This is a genomic window from Pseudomonas sp. W2Aug9 (assembly GCF_023127755.1).
GTDB lineage: Bacteria > Pseudomonadota > Gammaproteobacteria > Pseudomonadales > Pseudomonadaceae > Aquipseudomonas > Aquipseudomonas synxantha_A.
The window spans coordinates 472,373-489,467 of the sequence record NZ_SPKL01000020.1 but is presented as its reverse complement, the minus strand read 5'-3'; the positions used below and the strand labels follow the sequence as shown (position 1 = coordinate 489,467).

Below are 17,095 nucleotides of genomic sequence, written 5' to 3'. Positions count from 1 at the left end.
GAGCTGGTGCAAAGAGAAGAAAAGGGCATAGATTTATTTTGATTCGAGATCGCAGAAAAACCAATTAATGGTTGAAGGGAGCCATACATAATGACTGATGAAACAAAAAAAGGATTTTGGCGCTGGGGTTTTGTGCTGTTGCTTGTTGGTATAGCAGCGGTCTTGATAAAACAAGCAACAGAAGAAACGCCTGAGCCTAGCAAACCAACCTTCCTTAGTGACTTGATAATCGTCACCGCGCGAACGCACGCGCGTAATCGGAAGGTTGACGAAAATACAGAGCTTGTTCGTATGGATGCGACTAATAGTCATACTATAACGGTTTATTATTCTTTATTGAATTATGATTCTGATGTCTCTAGTTTTAACTTGGAAGCTACCAAGTCAGCAGTTGTAAATATTTTTTGTGATCCCCAAAATTTTGAAAAACAATCCATTTTTTCGCTGGGCGGGACTTACGTTTATGTTTTTGGTAGCAAAAATGTAAAAGAAATTGGCCGATTTGAATTTAACAAAAAGAATTGTGAAGGTTCTTTGTAAACGCTTGGTCATCGAGGCGGAGCAGTGCGAAAGGGCAGGTTTATTTAGCCTTTACCCTCCCCGCACGAGGCCAAAGCGGGCGACACGAAGGCCGCCCGATTTTCACTCAAGACGGATCGGCATTAAGCCTGCGACTGATGACATCCAGCAAATCACACCCATCGCGCAGCGGAATGGCCAGCAAATGGGCGAAGTCTGAAAGTACTACGGCATCGCTGCTGAGTTGTTCGCGAAAGGCCAGGTTTTCCAGCAGTTGGGTGACGGCCCGAATGCGGTGCACGGCGGCGTCGTGAAGGACGTCGAGAGGTGCCTGGGTGTCGATGATCAGGGCTGGGACGGTGCAGTCGTGGCCGGTTAGGGGAATGTATCGATTCATCATTAAGCTCTCTGGATTATTGAGGGCTCGTTCTTCGGGTCGCCAAACCCGGTCACCTTTTGAGTGACGGCCGGACTATAAGCCGCACCACCAAGCCCGCGCAAGGCATCAAAATGCCGCCGCTTCGGAGCGTGTACGCAGCTACTAACGTCTTGCCACCCATTGCCGACATACTGCTCACGAACAAACGCACTACGACTATGCAAATCTGAAAGCTTCACCCCAAACATTAAAGGACCAATGTGAAAAACCTCCTCCTCATTCTCTTCGCCACCCTCATCCTCGGCGGTTGCGTCAGCCACCCCCTCACCCCCGAAAACCGCGCTCAGATCAAGACCGTCAAAGTCCTGCCCGTGAAGTGGGAAAAAAACATGGTGTACTTCGGCCGCGAACAGGCCTGGGGCGCGGCCCTGGGTGCCGGGGTTGGCGCCGGTGTTGGCATGGCCAGCGGGGCGTCCAAGCTGGGTACGGCGGCGTTGAGTGGCGCCGGGTTTGCCGCGGGCATGAAGCTTGGGCAGTTGGCCGAGATGCCGACGCCGGTGGCCATCCTGACGGTGATGGAGGCGGAAAAACTCGATGTAGGCGTGTTGCTCAAGCAGGGCTTTGTCGATGAGTTGGGTAAGACTTCGACGCTCAAGGTGGTCGGCGACGATGAGCCCGCCGATGCGCAGATTCAGCTGACCGTGTCCGAGTGGGGCTTTCGCCTGACCCAGGGTTTCAGCAGTGTGATTTATCCGACCCTTAACGTGATGGCGCAGATGGATCGCGGCGATGAGATGATCTGGCGCACCTTTGAGGCGGTCACGCCGTTTAATGGCCAGAACGTCTATGGCTACACGCCGCTCACTTACCGCACCGACCCTGAAGCCTTGCGCCGGGCGTTGACAGGGATTACGCAGATTTCTGCGCAGTATCTGGTGAAGGAGCTCAAGTAGGACTGTGCGAAGGCTGGCTGCTGTCGGTGGGCGGGCTTGGACTAATGCCAGTCAGGGTTAAGCGCAGTTCCCCTGTGGGAGCGGGCTTGCCCGCGAAGGCGGTGTGTCAGTCGCTGCATCTGTTGCTGCACTACCGCTTTCGCAGGCAAGCCAGCTCCCACATTTGATCTTCGTTGCTTTGGGCATTGCGTTCGTTTAATTGATCGGCATTGGGCTTGCCCGCGAAGGCGGTGGGTTAGTCGCTGCATCTGTTGCTGCACTACCGCTTTCGCAGGCAAGCCAGCTCCCACATTGGATCTTCGTTGCTTTGAGTATTGCGGTCGGCAGTCATACGGCCGAAACAACTTGAGAACCGCTCTCAACCCCGTAAAATGCCGCAGCCGTTGCATCACCGTCTTTCAGGGAAGAATTCAGGCCAGCGCGCTTTCAGGCTGCCTATCTCCTTGGAAAACCCGGCAACGCTGTTTTCCTCACCCAAGGAGCACCCTGTGAAGACACTGTCCAAAATCCTGCTGTCGGGCCTCACCGCCGCGGCGCTGTTGACCGTGGCCGGTTGCGCCACCGAGAGCAACCGTGCGATGCCGGTGGAGCAAGTCGCCAGCGCCCACGTCGCCTATTCCGGCGTGCGTGTGCCGATTGCCGTGGGCAAGTTCGACAACCGCTCCAGCTACATGCGCGGCATCTTCTCCGATGGCGTCGACCGTCTCGGCGGCCAGGCCAAGACCATCCTCATCACCCACTTGCAGCAGACCAACCGCTTCAGCGTGCTGGACCGCGACAACATGGGCGAAATCTCCCAGGAAGCCAAAATCAAAGGCACCGTGCAGAAGCTCAAGGGCGCTGACTATGTGGTGACTGGCGATGTGACCGAATTCGGCCGCAAGGAAACCGGCGACCGCCAGCTGTTCGGCATCCTCGGCCGTGGCAAGACCCAAGTGGCCTACGCCAAAGTCGCGTTGAATATCGTCAACATCAACACCTCCGAAGTGGTGTATTCCACCCAGGGCGCCGGTGAGTACGCGCTGTCCAACCGTGAAGTGATCGGCTTCGGCGGCACCGCCAGCTATGACTCCACCCTCAATGGCAAGGTGCTGGACCTGGCCATGCGCGAAGCGATCAACCGCCTGGTCGACGGCATCAACGCCGGCGCCTGGAACCCGCGTAACTGATCAGCCACACCACAAGGAGCAGTACACGGATGAGCAAGGCAGTGAAGTTGGCGCTGATGCTGACAGCAATCGCAACGGTAGCCGGGTGCCAGACGGCGCCCCAGCCCCTGTATCAATGGGAGAGCTACCAGCCGCAGGTTTACGAGTACTTCAAGGGTGAGCCCAAGGAAGCGCAGGTGGAAGCACTGGAGCGCGATCTGCAGAAGATCAACGCCAGTGGCCGCAAAGCGCCGCCGGGTTACCACGCGCACCTGGGCATGCTGTACATGAACATGGGCAAGGATGACCAGATGGTGCAGGAGTTTCGCACCGAGAAGGCCCTGTTCCCTGAGTCTGCTGCGTACATGGACTTTCTGTTGAAAAACGCCAAAGCCGGAGTCGCCACCAAATGAGCCTGTTAAAACTCACCGGCGCCTTGCTGGCCCTGGCGTTGCTCGGCGGTTGCGCCGCGCCCAAGACAGTTGATTATTCGGCGTACAAACAGGCGCGGCCCAAGTCGATCCTGGTACTGCCGCCGATCAATGAATCGCCGGAAGTGCAGGCGTCTTACAGCCTGGTGTCGCAAGTCACCTACCCGCTGGCCGAAGCCGGCTACTACGTGTTGCCGATTGCCCTGGTGGACGAAACCTTCCGCCAGAACGGCCTCACCACCGCCAACGATATCCAGGCCGTACAGCCGGCCAAACTGCATGACATCTTTGGTGCGGACGCGGCGCTGTACATCACCATCAGCGAGTACGGCACCCAGTACATGCTGATCTCCAGCGACACCTCGGTGACGGCCTCGGCCAAACTGGTGGACCTGCGCACCGGCACCACCTTGTGGACCGGTTCGGCGCGGGCGTCGAGCGAAGAGGGCAACAACAACGGTGGCGGCCTGGTGGGCATGTTGATCACGGCCGCGGTCAAGCAGGTGATCAACAGCTCTACCGATGCGGCGCATCCGATTGCCGGTATCACCAGTGCGCGCCTGCTGTCGGCGGGGCAACGCACCGGGCTTCTGTATGGGCCGCGTAACCCGAAGTACGGCACGGACTGAACCGCGTCACCTCTGACGACGGTGCTGTTGGATCAAGTCGATGCGGGTGGCCGTGCCCATGGAGTCGCGCTGCCCGTTCACACTGGTGCCGATGGAGCCGTTGTGCAAGGCAACGATCTCGCCCGTATCAACGCTGATCAGCGGTGAGCCGGAGGTGCCGGGCTTCTTGAAGGCATCATGGTAGACCGTGCCCTGATTACGGCTGTCCTGGTCGTATCCCTTGAGTGTGGTGGGTTGGCCCTTGGTATTTAGAAATGAAATGCCGAGGGCCTCTTGCCCATGGTTGGGCATAAAGACTTTCTGCCCAGGCGATGCTTGGGGGCCGGAGGCCAGCTTCAGGGGCGGGAACTGCTCGGCCAAGGCTTTTTTCTCGCCTGCGGGCAAGTCGACACGCAGCTCGGCATAGTCCAACCGGGCGTCGCCACTGAGTGGCGTGGGGTCCAGCGGCACTTTGCGCTCTACCTTCATCCGGCCGGTGCTGTCTTGTTCATACCCCAGCCACAGTTCGAGCTTGCTGCCTTTGGCCAGCGCGTGGCGCACATGTTGGTTGGTCAGTACGCTGTTGCCATCGTTGATCAGCGAGCCGGTACCCAACGAACGGGTATGCACCCGTTCATAGCCCCATGAGTCCCGTGTGACCGTCACTTCGCGGATACTGCCCACGGCCCTGGCCGCGGTATGCATCGGCGTGCCCTTAAGGGATGCGTTGGCGTAGTTCTGCAAGGAGAACGGCGCTTGTTGTGGGGCGAGCATTGGCTCGGGGCGGGGTTTGTACGGTGCTGTCTGCGCTGGCGTCGGCGGTTGCGGAGTTGTTGGCGGTTGCGGCGTAACTCGGGCGGGTGGGGTTGGCAAACGGTTCGGCTGGGAAGCTCGGCTGATCACGTCGTCTGGCTTGATTGGCCCTTGGCTCTTGATATACAGGTCGGCTTGGCCCGAGCCATCCAGGTCAATCGCCAGGCTGTGCTGGCGCGTGTTCGGCTCATAACCAAGCAACGCCTCGCCCGGCCGGCCACTGAAGCGGCGCACAAACTGCAGGTCCTTGATACCCGCGGCCTGCAGCGCGGCAGCCACATCGATCTTGTCCTGCCCGCTGGTGAAATCGGTGATCAGGTCGGGGCGTTGCGCGGTCGACTCGCTGGCGTTGTTATACACAAAGGTATCCTTGCCCGGCCCGCCGGTAAGGGTGTCCTGGCCCAGGCCACCGGTCAGGCGGTTATCGGCGTGGTTGCCGATGAGTCGATCAGCACCCGTGCCGCCAATGGCATTTTCCAGCGTCACGCCTTTGGCAATGGAGACGTTGCCTTTCATGCCGCCCACATCGGAGAAGTGTTCAGCCTTCAGGTTGATGGTCTGGTCCTGATGAAATCGCGAGAAATCCAGAGTGTCGTTGCCGCCCCCATCCCACACGCTGAACACGGGTGCGTCGTCCGCTGAGTTGAGGCTGAGAAAGTCGCGCCCGGTATTGGAGTTGAAGCCGTAGACCGTGTCGGTGTCGCGGGTTTTGTAATTGGCACCGTAGAGCTTTTGGATGGCGGTGATGTCGTCCATCAGCGGCGCGCCGGCATAGTGGGTTTGGCGGTTTTTGTTGTGATCATGGCCCAGATGACCTGCCCACCAGTAACTCATCAGGCTGTAGGCGCGGTTGTCCTCGGCGTAGCGGGCGTTTTCAGCGTAGCTGCCGCCATTGTTGTATTTGCCGGGATGCATGAGGCCCAAGGTGTGGCCGATCTCATGGGCCAGCAGGTACCGGCTGAAACTACCGTGAGTGAAGGGTCGATTCATGCCGTCTGACGCGAACCAGGCTTGGGTGCCATCGCTGTAGATGCCCGGATAAGACGCATGGCCCGACAGGCCGGTCTGGTTCGGGTCATTACCCAGTAACAGCTGCCCATTGGCCTCGGGTGCATTCTCAGTGAAGGAGATATTGGCGACATCCGCCCAAGACTGCATGGCGCGCCTGGCCTGCTCTTTTTGCGACGGGGAGAACTCGTTAGCGCCGGTGGGTGTGCTGTAGGTGGCTTGTGAAGGTGTGAAAAAACGGTAGCCGATAGGTGTGGTGCCGTCTGGGTTCTGCACTTTCCAACGATAGCCCGTTCGAGTGATTTGCTCTGCCGCTTGTTCGGTGGCGTAGGACAGCTTGTCTGAAGCGGCCCCGGCATAGCTCGGGCGTTCGGCGAATGAGGGCGGCTCATAGCGGTGTGTTAGGTTATTTTTTACGGAGTTCATCGCGATTTCTCTGATGTAAAAAGGCTCCAAAGACGTCAAGAAACAGGCTGTTCTGACAGGGAGGCGAACTCTCGATATGTGGTTGGTGGTAATGGCAGGTTCACCCGGTTGTGTCTCGAAGTGTGACGCAGCAATTGGGCGAAGAAATATCCGTGGTTAACCCGTACCGGTGCTGCGTTACGTCTGAGCTGTTGAACGGATCATTCATTCACGAGGTTCAGCCCATGTCCCGCTCTGTGCTCTTGCTGCGTCCTGCTGCCCAAGGCTTTGCCGTCACCCTGCTGGTGGCGCTGGCCGGGTGTGGGCTGTCATCGTCCCCTGAAGTCGCCAAACCGATTGAAGCGGCGCCTCTCGCCGAACTTCACAGCGCGCCGATCCAGAATGCAGTGGTCAAGCGAATGGCGATGCCGGCACCGATGGCGGTGCGAGAAATGGCGACGATGGATTACCGCAGCGAACCCCGCGAGCAATACGCCAACCTGCCGGATAACCCGGTGCATCGCGTCGCCGAAACCCCGGTCTCCACCTTCAGCATCGACGTCGATACCGGCAGCTACGCCAACGTAAGACGCTTCCTCAACCAAGGTCGCCTGCCACCCGAAGGTGCGGTACGACTGGAGGAAATGGTCAACTACTTCCCGTACAACTATGCATTGCCCACTGATGGCTCCCCATTTGGCGTGACTACCGAGCTGGCCGCCACGCCCTGGAACCCGCGTACAAAACTGCTGCGCATCGGTATCAAGGCCTCCGATAAAGCCGTGGCAGAATTGGCGCCCGCCAACCTGGTCTTCCTGGTGGACGTGTCCGGCTCCATGGACCGCCGCGAAGGCTTACCGTTGGTCAAAAGCACGTTGAAATTACTGGTAGACCAACTGCGCGATCAGGACCGCGTGTCACTGGTGGTGTACGCCGGTGAATCCCGCGTGGTGCTCAAGCCCACCTCGGGCGCTGAAAAAAACAAGATCCGCAACGCCATCGACCAACTCACCGCCGGTGGCTCCACCGCAGGCGCGTCCGGCATCGAACTGGCCTACCAGATGGCCCGCGAAGGCTTTATCGATAAGGGTATCAACCGCATCCTGCTGGCCACCGACGGTGACTTCAACGTGGGCATCAGCGACTTCGACAGCCTCAAGCAAATGGCGGTGACCCAACGCAAAAGCGGCGTGTCCCTGACCACCCTCGGCTTCGGTGTGGATAACTACAACGAACACCTGATGGAACAACTGGCCGACGCGGGCGACGGTAATTACGCCTACATCGACAACCTGCGTGAAGCGCGCAAGGTGCTGGTGGAGCAACTCAGCTCGACCCTGGCGGTGGTGGCACGGGATGTGAAATTGCAGGTGGAATTCAACCCCGCCCAGGTCAGCGAATACCGCCTGCTGGGCTATGAAAACCGCGCCTTGAAGCGTGAGGATTTCAACAACGACAAGGTCGATGCCGGCGAGATTGGCGCAGGGCACACAGTGACGGCGCTGTATGAAATTGTGCCCAAGGGTGAGAAGGGTTGGTTGGAGCCTTTACGCTATGCCGCCGCGCCTACGACCGAAGGCAAATCCGCCGAGCTGGCGATGCTACGGGTGCGCTACAAGCCCGCTGCGGGCGGCAACAGCCAATTGATCGAGCGCCCTATCGCCAACCAGGCCACCCCGGCCAGCGACGACCTGCGCTTCTCCTCTGCCGTTGCCGCGTTCGCCCAACAGCTCAAGGGGGATGGCCGCTACACTGGCAACATGAGTTTGCAAGACACCGCCAAACTTGCCCGCTCGGCCCGCGGCGATGACCCGTTCGGCCTGCGCAACGAATTCGTGCAACTGGTGGAACTGGCCCAAAGCCTCAAACCCTGATCTGGCCCACAACGATGTTCAAATGTGGGAGGGGGCTTGCTCCCGATGGCAGTGTGTCAGTATCCGATGTGCTGTATGACCCACTGCTATCGGGAGCAAGCCCCCTCCCACAGTAATCCTGCTTCGGCTGACAAAAGGAGTTCGCCCATTACATGGCCGTCCCAGACGATCCACCCAGCGACGAATCGCTGCTGGCCCGCTACCGAACCGGCGACGCTGGCGCATTTGAAGCCCTCTACACGCGCCACCGTCAGGGCCTGTACCGCTTTCTCGTGTCCCTGTGCAACAAAGCCGAACTGGCCGAAGAAATCTACCAGGACACCTGGCTCAGCCTGATCCGCAGCACCACCCAGCCACAAGGCCGGGCGAGTTTTCGTACCTGGCTGTTCCAGATCGCCCGCAACCGCCTGATCGACCACTGGCGCAAGCACGGCATCCACAACCCCTTGCACGACAGCTACGACGAACAGCTGCACGCCCAACCCGACGACAGCGCCGGCCCCGAGCAACAACTGAGCCTGAGCCGCGACCAGGCGCGCCTCGACGCCGCCCTGCAAGAACTGCCCGAAGACCAGCGCGAGGTGTTTTTGTTACGCCTGCATGGCGACCTCGAAGTGCCGCAAATCGCCACCCTCACCGGCGCCCCGCTGGAAACCGTAAAAAGCCGCTTGCGCTACGCCCTACAAAAATTGCGGCGCCTGCTGGCCGAGGAGGTACCTGTATGACTGACCCCCGACACACCCCGGACGACGCGCTGCTCCAGCACTACCGTCAACACAGCACCGGCGAACCGCCCGCGTCCCTCGACGCCTTCATCCTCAACGCCGCCCGCCGCGAAACCCCGCAGCCGCAACCCAGCTTGTGGCAACGCTGGCTGCAAGCCTGCCAACGCCCGCGCTGGCAAATGGCATTCGCCACCGTCGCCGGGTTGGCGCTGATGATCGGCGTGTTCATGCGCTCCCCCGTGCCGCAACCCGAAATCTCTACGGCGACATTCTCCGCGCTGCGCCACGAAGAAGCCGCTCAGCCAGCGCCGCAAGCGTTTTCCGCCCCCGCGCCAATGGCCCGCATGGCGATGGCGCCACGGGTTGAAAGTGCGCCGGTTCAAGCCGAAAGCGCAGTGGCGGATCAGCCAGCGGCGAAACTCAGCAAGCGGGCGCTGCCTACGTTGGAAGAAGGTCTGCAGGAAATTGTGAACCTGCGTCGAGCGGGTGAAACCAGGGCAGCGGATGAAAAACTGCTGGCGCTGTACCAACGCTTTCCCCAAGAGGACTTGCCGGCACGGCTAGAGGCGCTGCAAAAGCATTGAACCTGACGCCACGAACCAGCCCCAGGCCTGTCGACCTGGGGCTTTTTATTACAACCCGCCGTAGGCTCGGGACCACGCCACCGTGTCCGTGAGGGTCTGCTCCAGCACGCGAAAGCTCAGCCCCAGTTCCTCTTCACTTTTACGGTGGTCGAAGCGGGTACGGTGCTCCTCGCGTATCAACAGCCGCAACGTCGCCATGCTCAGCAAGATAGGCTTGCCGGTCAGGTAGGCGTAGGCCTCTTGCACCGCTGCCAACAGGTACAGCGCGGGCAGCGGCAGTTGGCGCGAGGGCACCTTGACCCCGGCAATACGCCCCAGCACCGGCATCAGCTGGCGCATGGTCAAGTTGCGACCGGCCGCGAGATAACGCTCGCCCCGTCGCCCGTTTTGGGCGGCGGCAATGTGCGCCCAGGCCACATCGCGGGCATCGACCAGAGAAAAGCTGCCAGGAATCAGCCCCGGCAACTTGCCGTTGATAACGTCCCTGACCAACTGCCCCGAAGACGTCGGGCCACGGTCACCCGGCCCCCACATCCAACCGGGCAAGACCATGCAGGCGTGCATCTGCGGATGGCTTTCAAGAAACCTCAACACCTCCCGCTCAGCCAGGATCTTGCTGCGGTAGTAGTCATCCGCATCGGCTTCGGCCCGCAGGCACGTCTCGTCGATCGGCATACCGGGGGCACCGTCGAGCACGGCAATCGACGAGGTATGCACAAACCGTCGCACACCGGCGTCATAGGCCTGTTGCAGCAGGGCCCGCGTACCGACGACATTGATCTTTTCCAGCTCCTCCCAATGGCTGCCGCCCTTGTAGTTATCCCGAAAAAACGCCGCGCAGTGAAACACCGTATCGCAGCCTTGCAACGCCGCCGCGAAGGCATCCACATCAGCCATGTCCCCCACCACCTGCTCCACACCCGGCAAATCGCCGAACTGCTGCGCACCCTTGGCCGCCGAGCGCACCAGCGCCTTCACCGCATACCCCCGTGCGACCAGCTCCCGTACCAGGTTGTTGCCCAGCAAGCCCGTGGCACCGGTCACAAAGGTGCTGCGCAAGCGATTGGGGTTCGTGTTCATACAGGCCATTCCATTTGTTGAGAAGGCCAGTAGATATACCGGTCAGCCCGCGCCGCAAAAACAGCGCCTGCGGCATAATGGCTTTGCACATCTGCACACCAGGGAAGCGCGGAGATATGGCATTGCAGGCAAATTGGGACGATCTTCGACTGCTGCTGGCAGTCTCACGGCGCGGCAGCTTTTTACAGGCAGGCCAGTTGCTCGGTATCGCGGCCTCTACCGTCTCCCGCCGCCTCACCCAACTGGAAACCGCCTTGGGCGAGCCACTGGTGGAGCGCGGCGTGGAAGGCTGCCGACTCACCTCCCGAGGCCAAGCGCTGGTGGACGTCGCCCTGGCAGCCGAATCCGGCCTGCGACGCCAGGCCCCCGTCGACGGCGCGCCAGCAACCCTCAGCGGCACCGTGTTGGTGAGTGCCGGCGAAGGGTTTTCTGCCAGCGTGCTCGAAGCCGCCAGCCGCTTCACAGCGCAGCACCCAGGCTGCTCCGTAGAACTCCAGGTCACCACCGACTTCCACAAAATCGTACGAGGCGTGGCCGACATCGCCATACGCACCGCACACCTGGGCGAACCTTCCCTGATCTACAGAGGGCTCGGCAAACTCGCTTACGGCGTGTTCGCAACCGCCGAATACCTGCAACGGTTTCCTGCGCTAACGCCAGCCAATGCCGCAAGTATCGCCTTGCTGCCACCGCTGGACCTGCTACCGCAAATGCGCGCCGCGAAAGCTGCGGGGCTGGACCATGCGCCGATCAGGGTGAGTTCGTTTGCGGTGCAGCTTGAATCGGTGAGGCGGGGGATGGGGGTGGCGGTGTTGCCGCGTATTTTGGCGACGGGGTTGAGTGAGGTTTTTCCAGAGATGGAACTGCCGGCGATGGAGGTTTATTTGGTGACGCGGCCGCAGGCGTTGAGGCAGGGGCATATTCAGGGGTTTTTTGGGGTGTTGGAGGGGGTGTTGCGGGACGAAATATCGAGCTTGGAAAAGTAGCATTTTAGGAGCTCATCGAGGTTTTCTTGATATCCAACCCATCGAGATATAGAAGCTCAGCTGTTCGTAGCAACTGAAATTGCGCGTGCCTTTGGCCTACAAAAAAGCCCTAGATCTCTCGATCTGGGGCTTTTTCATTCATATCTGGTGCCTGGCGGGCCTAGAATTAGGCCTTTAGATTCATGATTTTAAAGGTAAAAATTGCTATTTGTTTTTGCTGGGATACACATCGGGACACATGGCGGTCAACGAAGGCCGGCCACATCCGCCAGCACTGCTTGAACCTCTACTTTAGAAACATAGTGCATCGATGCGCCTCTCGCACGCGCCTTGTGCGGATAAAAAAGTGCCATATTCATCTCACTTCCTACAGAGCTTCTGTAAATAACTCCATCAAAGCCAAATTTTTTAATCATTTCGCATAAATATTGACTGGGGATGTAGTCAATTGCTGCTGCCCTTGGTAGAACAGGTCGTGTTAGCTCCTCTCCAAGGCGCTCTAAAAATTCTACATCGCCCCGCAGCTGGATAATGTCACTCTCATTTTCGCAGATGAATGGAGTAACTAGTTTCCTTGGGAATCGAAGATCAACCAGATTAACTTGCTCAGTTAGTTCAAACTCAGCAACCGTAACTAGCTCCCCTGTGTGGGGCCTGATTTCCGAAATGGCTGTATTTAGATCCGAGGCAATATAAAGATAGGAAATGCCTGCCGGGTTCGCCCTGCCGTGAGTTGCTTTTTCCTTGGGAGGAGGGCCCATCTGATCGGCAGTATATGGAACGGATGTTTCCTGTATTCGTGCACGATACCACACAGCTGGTATATCAGCATTCTGCAAAATTAACTGAGTTGCTAAGAAATGCATACGCTCGTCACTAATTGTGCCTTTAGGAAAGAATCGGTTTTCCTCCATTAACTCCGTTCTGAGTCGAGCCCATAAGTTAAGGTTGGTGGATGTGGGCTGAGAAATTGGGACAAAGTTTGTTCTGAGAAGATTTGCATCATCAAAGATTTCTCCTAGCAACTCTTTGGTTTGTAAAATGGAAAGAGAGTCACATAGCCTCCAATCTAATTTAAACCACTCAGCTAGGTTTTTTCCGCCGTCCTCCGTTACTATGTAACTTCCCTGCAGTTGCTCAAAAAATTCCCTTAAAAGTATAGGGGCGATTAAAGGTACATTTTCTGCCTTGCAAAAGGAACAGGTCCCTGTCTCTGAGGCTTTAGCAGCAATTTCTCGAGAGATTTGCCGGTCTTCAAAACACAACGAGCAACATTTCGGCATGAGTCAGCCCCTGAAATATTGCGCGAGAGTTTCTATGTGGTGCTTCATGGAGATTTTTTTAATAGACCCTAAGCCAGGAAAGTGTTTCTCTCTATGAAGCTGGAGGAATTCTTCAACAGCGGAGCTTCGAAAGATTTTTGTGTCAGGCTTTTCTACTTCATTGACAAGTTTTGTGAGAGCTTCGTAAAACTTTCCCGCAGGGTCTGTTGGGGTGTCCTGTCTATCGGATTTGAAGTGATGAATAAACATAGCATCATCCATTTCTGGATCGATAAATGTTAGGTGGATAGCCACGGCATAAGCTGGTCCCCCAGTTTCTGAATATTCATCCCCGACGATTAAGAAGTCGCCAAAACCATTCATTCCTTCCTCTGCAAAGGTTACATGCAAATCTGAGAAAGGCTCTGTGTCAGGGTATTTGCTATTTGCTTGTTTTCTAAATCCATCTCGTAGCAGAATTCGGTTTGGTGATTCAAAATGCCTGCGATAAAGTTTTCCGCAATGGGCTTCAAAGAAGATATGATCTGCGTGAATGTTTTCGTTGTTTATAGCGATCGAAAGATCTTTAGGGTCGGAAAAACCAGCATGAATAAAGCTGAGTTGGCGTCCCTTAAATTTTTCTGCCAGCTCAATAGCCATCCAGGTAGTACTGGAGGAATTTAGAAGCACACCGACAGATATGTTTTGGCTGGATTTCAGTTCTCCCTTAATGAAGGAGTCAATGGCATCCGCCTTTTCCGTATGGTCGCCATAGGTTGGGTTGGCGATTAATATCGCGTTGGCCTTTGCTTGACTGAGTTGGTCGACTGCTCGTTTTAGCCCGTTGAGGGATTCTCTAACTGGCTCAATTATAGGTGTAAAATTACTTTCTGAAAAAATATCCGCGCACTCGCGAATAGCTAGTAGATCAAATTGCTTGCCCCTGAAATATGGATAGTACATTCAGTTATGCCCAGGCTAGGGCCTCCCCAATTTGAGTGTTGATAGCCCTTAATAGCTTGGGCTGGTCCTTTTCTTTTATAGGTGCAGAAAAAATGGCCGCTACTAACGATTGCGGAAGTTGTGATAAGAAATTTGCCAACGTATGTGAGCTTCTGGAATGCCTCATGACATTGACCATTTTTGTATGAACTTCGTATGGATCTAGCTCGCTGAATATATTTCGTAGCGCGCTATGTATTTCAGTATTGGGGACGTTAGGGGCTGCCACTCCTAACTCCGAGAGCAGGCTAACAGCTTCTCCAATTTTTAAAGAATCAAATATTACTTCAGGTCGAACTAGGTCTGGCCTGTCTACGGCCTCTCGTACGGTGGAGATGGTAAACCTGTCACTTAGTAATAGAACGCCTATTTCGTCTCCGGTTCTCTTCATGACTTCGTCAGCATGATTCTCTCCAGTGACCACATAAACTTTTGAAAATACTTTTCGATATGAGGTTACTTGGTTTGCTAGCCGGTCAAGTCGGTCTCTTTCGGACTTGATTTCATATGCTGTAGCAGTGCCGTTAAAAATTGCCACATCGACTTTGCATGTTTCAACTCTGAACTCTGTTAGCAGTGATGCTGTCTTTAAAGAATGCCGCCCTAGCAATAATTTATTAGTTATCGCAGATTTGTACGAGTATTCAGTTCTATAGTTTTTTTTTCTGAGAACATTAAAGGCTGCTTCAAATGCAGTACTCACGGAGTCCGAAAGCTTAAGATCTTCTAGTAATCGACTTTCGAGCAGTAGACGGGAAAAAATAGGAGAGCGACCTTTAGTCGCAAGCTCCCGTAAAACAGCAGCGGAGAATAGTCTTGCAATTGCAGACTGTTGGCTATTATCGAAAGTCTTAAGGGTCATGCTCATTACAACAAATCCTTGGCTACCCCGTGGGTTTCGAGTGAAGAGGTCAAAGCAAACGTCGTTACTCCTCACGTGAGCAGCCTATTCTGTGGGCAGCATTATGCATGAATAGCAGATCTTTTGCCGAGGTCAAGCTACACGTGGCTCTGACAAGCCTAGCCAAAAAGGAAAATGTTACAGATTTCTCTCATAGGCTGATATTGCGGAGGTATTGATGTATTTGCCTGGCGGAACTTAGGGGGCCGGTTGCATTGCGACCGTTGGAGAAGAAATCATATGTCGTCGTGAAGCCTCGTAAGGCGGGTAAACCAAGGCAGCCGATGAGAAGCTACTGGCGCTGCCTAAGCGCTTTCCGAACGAGGATTTGTTCGCTCGGTTTGAGGTATTGCATAGGCACTGAATCACCACCCACAAAAAAGCCCCAGATCTCTCAACCTGAGGCTTTTTCATTTGATATCTGGTGCACCCGGCGGGATTCGAACCCACGACCCCTGCCTTCGGAGGGCAGTACTCTATCCAGCTGAGCTACGGATGCTTGTGCGGGCGACATCATACCCATGTCGACCTGATGCGTCCATTCCGGCATTTGCCCCGCCCCCTGTCGTCCATTTCCGACAAAAAATGGCTAATCGCCACCCTCATTCACAACTCACCGCGCCGCACGTCCCTTTGTTTGCTTTGCTCTTGTGGCTTTAACCCGCTTCCACGCCGCAATTCCCCAGGTGAACGCATGCATTCCAAAGGAACCGTGATGCTCGATCTCCCGCTCAGACAAACCCTGCTGGCTCGCTCCGATTTGTTTCGAGGTATGCCGGAGCACCTCTTGCGCTACGTGGCCACCCATATGGTGGAGCGTGTGCTGGATGATCGTGAGCTGTTGTATTTCAAGGACGACACCCTCGAATTCATTGCGCTGGTGGTGGAGGGCCGGATTTATTCGGTGGTGCATGGGCCGGATGGGCGCGAGCAGATCATCGGCAGCACCGGGGCCGGGCAGGTGGTGGGGGAGACGGCGTTGATCAAGGATCATGGGCGCGAGTCTTCCACCTTCGCCAGTGGCCCTACGCGCTTGTTGCAGTTGGGCAGTCGGCATTTTGGTGTGTTGTTTGAGGAGCCGGCGTTTCTGCGGCGTTTGTTGATGCTGATGATGCTGCGTTTGCTGCAGGCCATCGAGTTGCTGGAGTTGGTGTGCCTGCATCGGCTGGAGTCGCGGTTGGCGCGGTTTCTGTTGGCCAACCTGGGCGAGATCGACCTGGCGTTGGCTTTGCCCAGTGTGTCGCTGCCCGCAAGCCAAGGGGTGTTGGCGTCGATGCTGAATACCAGCCGCCCCAAGCTGAATGTGCAACTGCAAGTGTGGCGCCGCAATGGCGTGATCAGCGGCAATCTGGAGCGCATGGTGATCAACGATCTTGAGCATTTGCGGCGCAAGGCGTTTGCCTTGAATTAGTTGCCGCAGTGTTCCCCAGGTAACAGCGTACCCCCGTCGAGCCCTCGCAGACTGGCCCTTCATCAAGGATGCACAGGAGTGCTGGCGATGGGGATGACTGTTGAGTTCAAGGATCAATGGGCCGCCGATGACCGTTTGTTCGAAGCGAGTTGGCGCGCCGTGCAGGACGAGCTAAAGCGCCGGGCGTTGCGGCGGGCCAAGGGCAATCTGGATCAGGGCCAGGAGTGGTTGTCGGCCACGGCGATCAAGGCCCTGCTGTTTTTTCGGCGTTCGCCGGAGCGCATTCGTGACCCTGAGGGGTTTCTGTTTCTGGTGCTCGATCATGTGTTTCTCGACAGCTTGCGGCGCAGCAAGCGCGAGGGGCGGCTGTTCGATGATTCGGTGGATCTTGAACACGATCACCTGGCCGCGCTCGCCGCGCCCTGCGCTTCGGTGCTGGAGCGGGTGGAATGTTATGAGCGCCTGGAGCAGATCGAGGCGCACGTCGCACGGTTACCGCTGTTGCAGCAGCGCTTGTTCGAGATGCGTTTTGTCGACGACCTGCCTTACCCGCAAATCGCCGCCGAGTTGCACGTCAAGCTGCCGCTGGTGCGCAAGCGTGTGCAACTGCTGCGCAGTGCTTTGCGCTGAAGGTGATTCACAGACGTTGGCGTGGGGCGTTCTAGTGATATGAGCGCAGCACGCCGCCGCTATCCACACCCAAACCTGGGTGAATGCCATCAAGGAGAGATGTATGACAGAGGTCAACAGCCAGATCACCGACGCGGTCACTCAAACCAACGTCAAGGTGGTGGCCGAGGCGCCGGCCCAGGCCATCGCGTCGCTGTACCAGGTGGCCAGCAGTGCGGCGGGCCTGTCGTTGCAGAACGCGGTCAACAGCCAGCAGGCGATGAATCAGATTTCCAACGCGGTGATCTCCAAGGCCGTGGCGCTGATCATGCAGATTGGCGAGAAGGGCTGAGGCCTCGGGAGATTGATTATGTCGTGGTTCAGCAGAAAGAAACCC

General features: G+C 56.8%; 18 protein-coding genes and 1 tRNA gene. 12 read left to right on the top strand and 7 right to left on the bottom strand.

The window, feature by feature from the left end:
- Positions 1 to 90 precede the first annotated feature (90 nt).
- On the top strand, positions 91 to 540 hold the full coding sequence (locus tag E3O56_RS15875) for a hypothetical protein (RefSeq protein WP_248128532.1): 450 nt from the start codon (positions 91 to 93) through the stop codon (positions 538 to 540).
- 106 nt (positions 541 to 646) lie between these two features.
- Here the strand turns inward: E3O56_RS15875 and E3O56_RS15870 are convergent, their stop codons facing one another.
- Positions 647 to 904: a hypothetical protein gene (locus E3O56_RS15870; protein ID WP_005783616.1), complete on the bottom strand. Its 258-nt coding sequence runs from the start codon at positions 902 to 904 to the stop codon at positions 647 to 649.
- Positions 905 to 1,158: 254 nt separating this feature from the next.
- Between E3O56_RS15870 and E3O56_RS15865 the strand changes: the two genes are divergently transcribed.
- From E3O56_RS15865 to E3O56_RS15850, 4 genes are all read left to right on the top strand, one after another.
- On the top strand, positions 1,159 to 1,851 hold the full coding sequence (locus tag E3O56_RS15865) for a hypothetical protein (protein ID WP_148854225.1): 693 nt from the start codon (positions 1,159 to 1,161) through the stop codon (positions 1,849 to 1,851).
- 488 nt (positions 1,852 to 2,339) lie between these two features.
- A complete protein-coding gene (locus E3O56_RS15860; protein WP_005783620.1) occupies positions 2,340 to 3,020 on the top strand; it encodes a CsgG/HfaB family protein in 681 nt (226 codons plus the stop codon).
- 29 nt (positions 3,021 to 3,049) lie between these two features.
- Positions 3,050 to 3,412 (top strand): DUF4810 domain-containing protein, encoded by a 363-nt coding sequence (locus tag E3O56_RS15855; RefSeq protein WP_046070345.1) that lies wholly within the window; start codon positions 3,050 to 3,052, stop codon positions 3,410 to 3,412.
- Entirely contained in the window at positions 3,409 to 4,059 is a 651-nt protein-coding gene (locus E3O56_RS15850) for a DUF799 domain-containing protein (protein WP_043049149.1), read from the top strand. Before E3O56_RS15855 ends, E3O56_RS15850 begins: the two co-directional genes overlap by 4 nt.
- 6 nt (positions 4,060 to 4,065) lie before the next feature.
- On the opposite strand, the gene E3O56_RS15845 is transcribed toward E3O56_RS15850, so the two are convergent.
- Entirely contained in the window at positions 4,066 to 6,285 is a 2,220-nt protein-coding gene (locus E3O56_RS15845; RefSeq protein ID WP_248128531.1) for a M10 family metallopeptidase C-terminal domain-containing protein, read from the bottom strand.
- Positions 6,286 to 6,509: 224 nt separating this feature from the next.
- On the opposite strand from E3O56_RS15845, the gene E3O56_RS15840 reads away from it, so the two are divergent.
- The 3 genes from E3O56_RS15840 to E3O56_RS15830 all read left to right on the top strand — a co-directional run bounded on the left by E3O56_RS15840 (position 6,510) and on the right by E3O56_RS15830 (position 9,447).
- Positions 6,510 to 8,138: a VWA domain-containing protein gene (locus tag E3O56_RS15840; RefSeq protein ID WP_248128530.1), complete on the top strand. Its 1,629-nt coding sequence runs from the start codon at positions 6,510 to 6,512 to the stop codon at positions 8,136 to 8,138.
- Positions 8,139 to 8,290: 152 nt separating this feature from the next.
- Positions 8,291 to 8,863, top strand: a complete 573-nt coding sequence (locus E3O56_RS15835; RefSeq protein WP_032878478.1) for an RNA polymerase sigma factor — start codon at positions 8,291 to 8,293, stop codon at positions 8,861 to 8,863.
- Entirely contained in the window at positions 8,860 to 9,447 is a 588-nt protein-coding gene (locus E3O56_RS15830; protein ID WP_248128529.1) for a hypothetical protein, read from the top strand. The genes E3O56_RS15835 and E3O56_RS15830 overlap by 4 nt, the downstream gene beginning before the upstream one ends.
- A 48-nt stretch (positions 9,448 to 9,495) precedes the next feature.
- Here E3O56_RS15830 and E3O56_RS15825 read toward each other — a convergent pair whose 3' ends face one another.
- Positions 9,496 to 10,527 carry an SDR family oxidoreductase gene (locus tag E3O56_RS15825; RefSeq protein ID WP_248128528.1) on the bottom strand — a complete coding sequence of 344 codons (1,032 nt, stop codon included), beginning with the start codon at positions 10,525 to 10,527 and terminating at the stop codon, positions 9,496 to 9,498.
- A 116-nt stretch (positions 10,528 to 10,643) separates the two neighbouring features.
- On the opposite strand from E3O56_RS15825, the gene E3O56_RS15820 reads away from it, so the two are divergent.
- Positions 10,644 to 11,513, top strand: coding sequence for a LysR family transcriptional regulator (locus E3O56_RS15820; protein ID WP_248128527.1), 870 nt, complete (start codon positions 10,644 to 10,646; stop codon positions 11,511 to 11,513).
- A 245-nt stretch (positions 11,514 to 11,758) separates the two neighbouring features.
- Here the strand turns inward: E3O56_RS15820 and E3O56_RS15815 are convergent, their stop codons facing one another.
- The 4 genes from E3O56_RS15815 to E3O56_RS15800 form a co-directional block, all read right to left on the bottom strand.
- Complete coding sequence (locus E3O56_RS15815; RefSeq protein WP_248128526.1) at positions 11,759 to 12,778, bottom strand: RES family NAD+ phosphorylase; 1,020 nt, start codon at positions 12,776 to 12,778, stop codon at positions 11,759 to 11,761.
- A 21-nt stretch (positions 12,779 to 12,799) separates the two neighbouring features.
- On the bottom strand, positions 12,800 to 13,738 hold the full coding sequence (locus E3O56_RS15810; RefSeq protein ID WP_248128525.1) for a sce7725 family protein: 939 nt from the start codon (positions 13,736 to 13,738) through the stop codon (positions 12,800 to 12,802).
- 4 nt (positions 13,739 to 13,742) lie between these two features.
- Positions 13,743 to 14,645: a sce7726 family protein gene (locus E3O56_RS15805; protein ID WP_248128524.1), complete on the bottom strand. Its 903-nt coding sequence runs from the start codon at positions 14,643 to 14,645 to the stop codon at positions 13,743 to 13,745.
- 455 nt (positions 14,646 to 15,100) lie between these two features.
- A tRNA-Arg gene (locus E3O56_RS15800) sits at positions 15,101 to 15,177 on the bottom strand.
- 195 nt (positions 15,178 to 15,372) lie between these two features.
- Here E3O56_RS15800 and E3O56_RS15795 point away from each other — a divergent pair.
- From E3O56_RS15795 to E3O56_RS15785, 3 genes are all read left to right on the top strand, one after another.
- On the top strand, positions 15,373 to 16,089 hold the full coding sequence (locus E3O56_RS15795) for a Crp/Fnr family transcriptional regulator (protein WP_248128523.1): 717 nt from the start codon (positions 15,373 to 15,375) through the stop codon (positions 16,087 to 16,089).
- Between the two features lie 87 nt (positions 16,090 to 16,176).
- Positions 16,177 to 16,719, top strand: a complete 543-nt coding sequence (locus E3O56_RS15790; RefSeq protein WP_187432806.1) for a sigma factor-like helix-turn-helix DNA-binding protein — start codon at positions 16,177 to 16,179, stop codon at positions 16,717 to 16,719.
- A gap of 103 nt (positions 16,720 to 16,822) precedes the next feature.
- Positions 16,823 to 17,050 (top strand): RebB family R body protein, encoded by a 228-nt coding sequence (locus E3O56_RS15785; RefSeq protein WP_003187543.1) that lies wholly within the window; start codon positions 16,823 to 16,825, stop codon positions 17,048 to 17,050.
- Positions 17,051 to 17,095 lie beyond the last annotated feature (45 nt).

Coding starts and splice junctions, on each gene's coding strand:
- E3O56_RS15845 (WP_248128531.1), bottom strand. CDS start 6,285: ATGAACTCCGTAAAAAATAACCTAACACACCGCTATGAGCCGCCCTCA.
- E3O56_RS15785 (WP_003187543.1), top strand. CDS start 16,823: ATGACAGAGGTCAACAGCCAGATCACCGACGCGGTCACTCAAACCAAC.
- E3O56_RS15810 (WP_248128525.1), bottom strand. CDS start 13,738: ATGTACTATCCATATTTCAGGGGCAAGCAATTTGATCTACTAGCTATT.
- E3O56_RS15835 (WP_032878478.1), top strand. CDS start 8,291: ATGGCCGTCCCAGACGATCCACCCAGCGACGAATCGCTGCTGGCCCGC.
- E3O56_RS15875 (WP_248128532.1), top strand. CDS start 91: ATGACTGATGAAACAAAAAAAGGATTTTGGCGCTGGGGTTTTGTGCTG.
- E3O56_RS15795 (WP_248128523.1), top strand. CDS start 15,373: ATGCATTCCAAAGGAACCGTGATGCTCGATCTCCCGCTCAGACAAACC.
- E3O56_RS15805 (WP_248128524.1), bottom strand. CDS start 14,645: ATGAGCATGACCCTTAAGACTTTCGATAATAGCCAACAGTCTGCAATT.
- E3O56_RS15820 (WP_248128527.1), top strand. CDS start 10,644: ATGGCATTGCAGGCAAATTGGGACGATCTTCGACTGCTGCTGGCAGTC.
- E3O56_RS15840 (WP_248128530.1), top strand. CDS start 6,510: ATGTCCCGCTCTGTGCTCTTGCTGCGTCCTGCTGCCCAAGGCTTTGCC.
- E3O56_RS15825 (WP_248128528.1), bottom strand. CDS start 10,527: ATGAACACGAACCCCAATCGCTTGCGCAGCACCTTTGTGACCGGTGCC.
- E3O56_RS15790 (WP_187432806.1), top strand. CDS start 16,177: ATGGGGATGACTGTTGAGTTCAAGGATCAATGGGCCGCCGATGACCGT.
- E3O56_RS15855 (WP_046070345.1), top strand. CDS start 3,050: ATGAGCAAGGCAGTGAAGTTGGCGCTGATGCTGACAGCAATCGCAACG.
- E3O56_RS15830 (WP_248128529.1), top strand. CDS start 8,860: ATGACTGACCCCCGACACACCCCGGACGACGCGCTGCTCCAGCACTAC.
- E3O56_RS15850 (WP_043049149.1), top strand. CDS start 3,409: ATGAGCCTGTTAAAACTCACCGGCGCCTTGCTGGCCCTGGCGTTGCTC.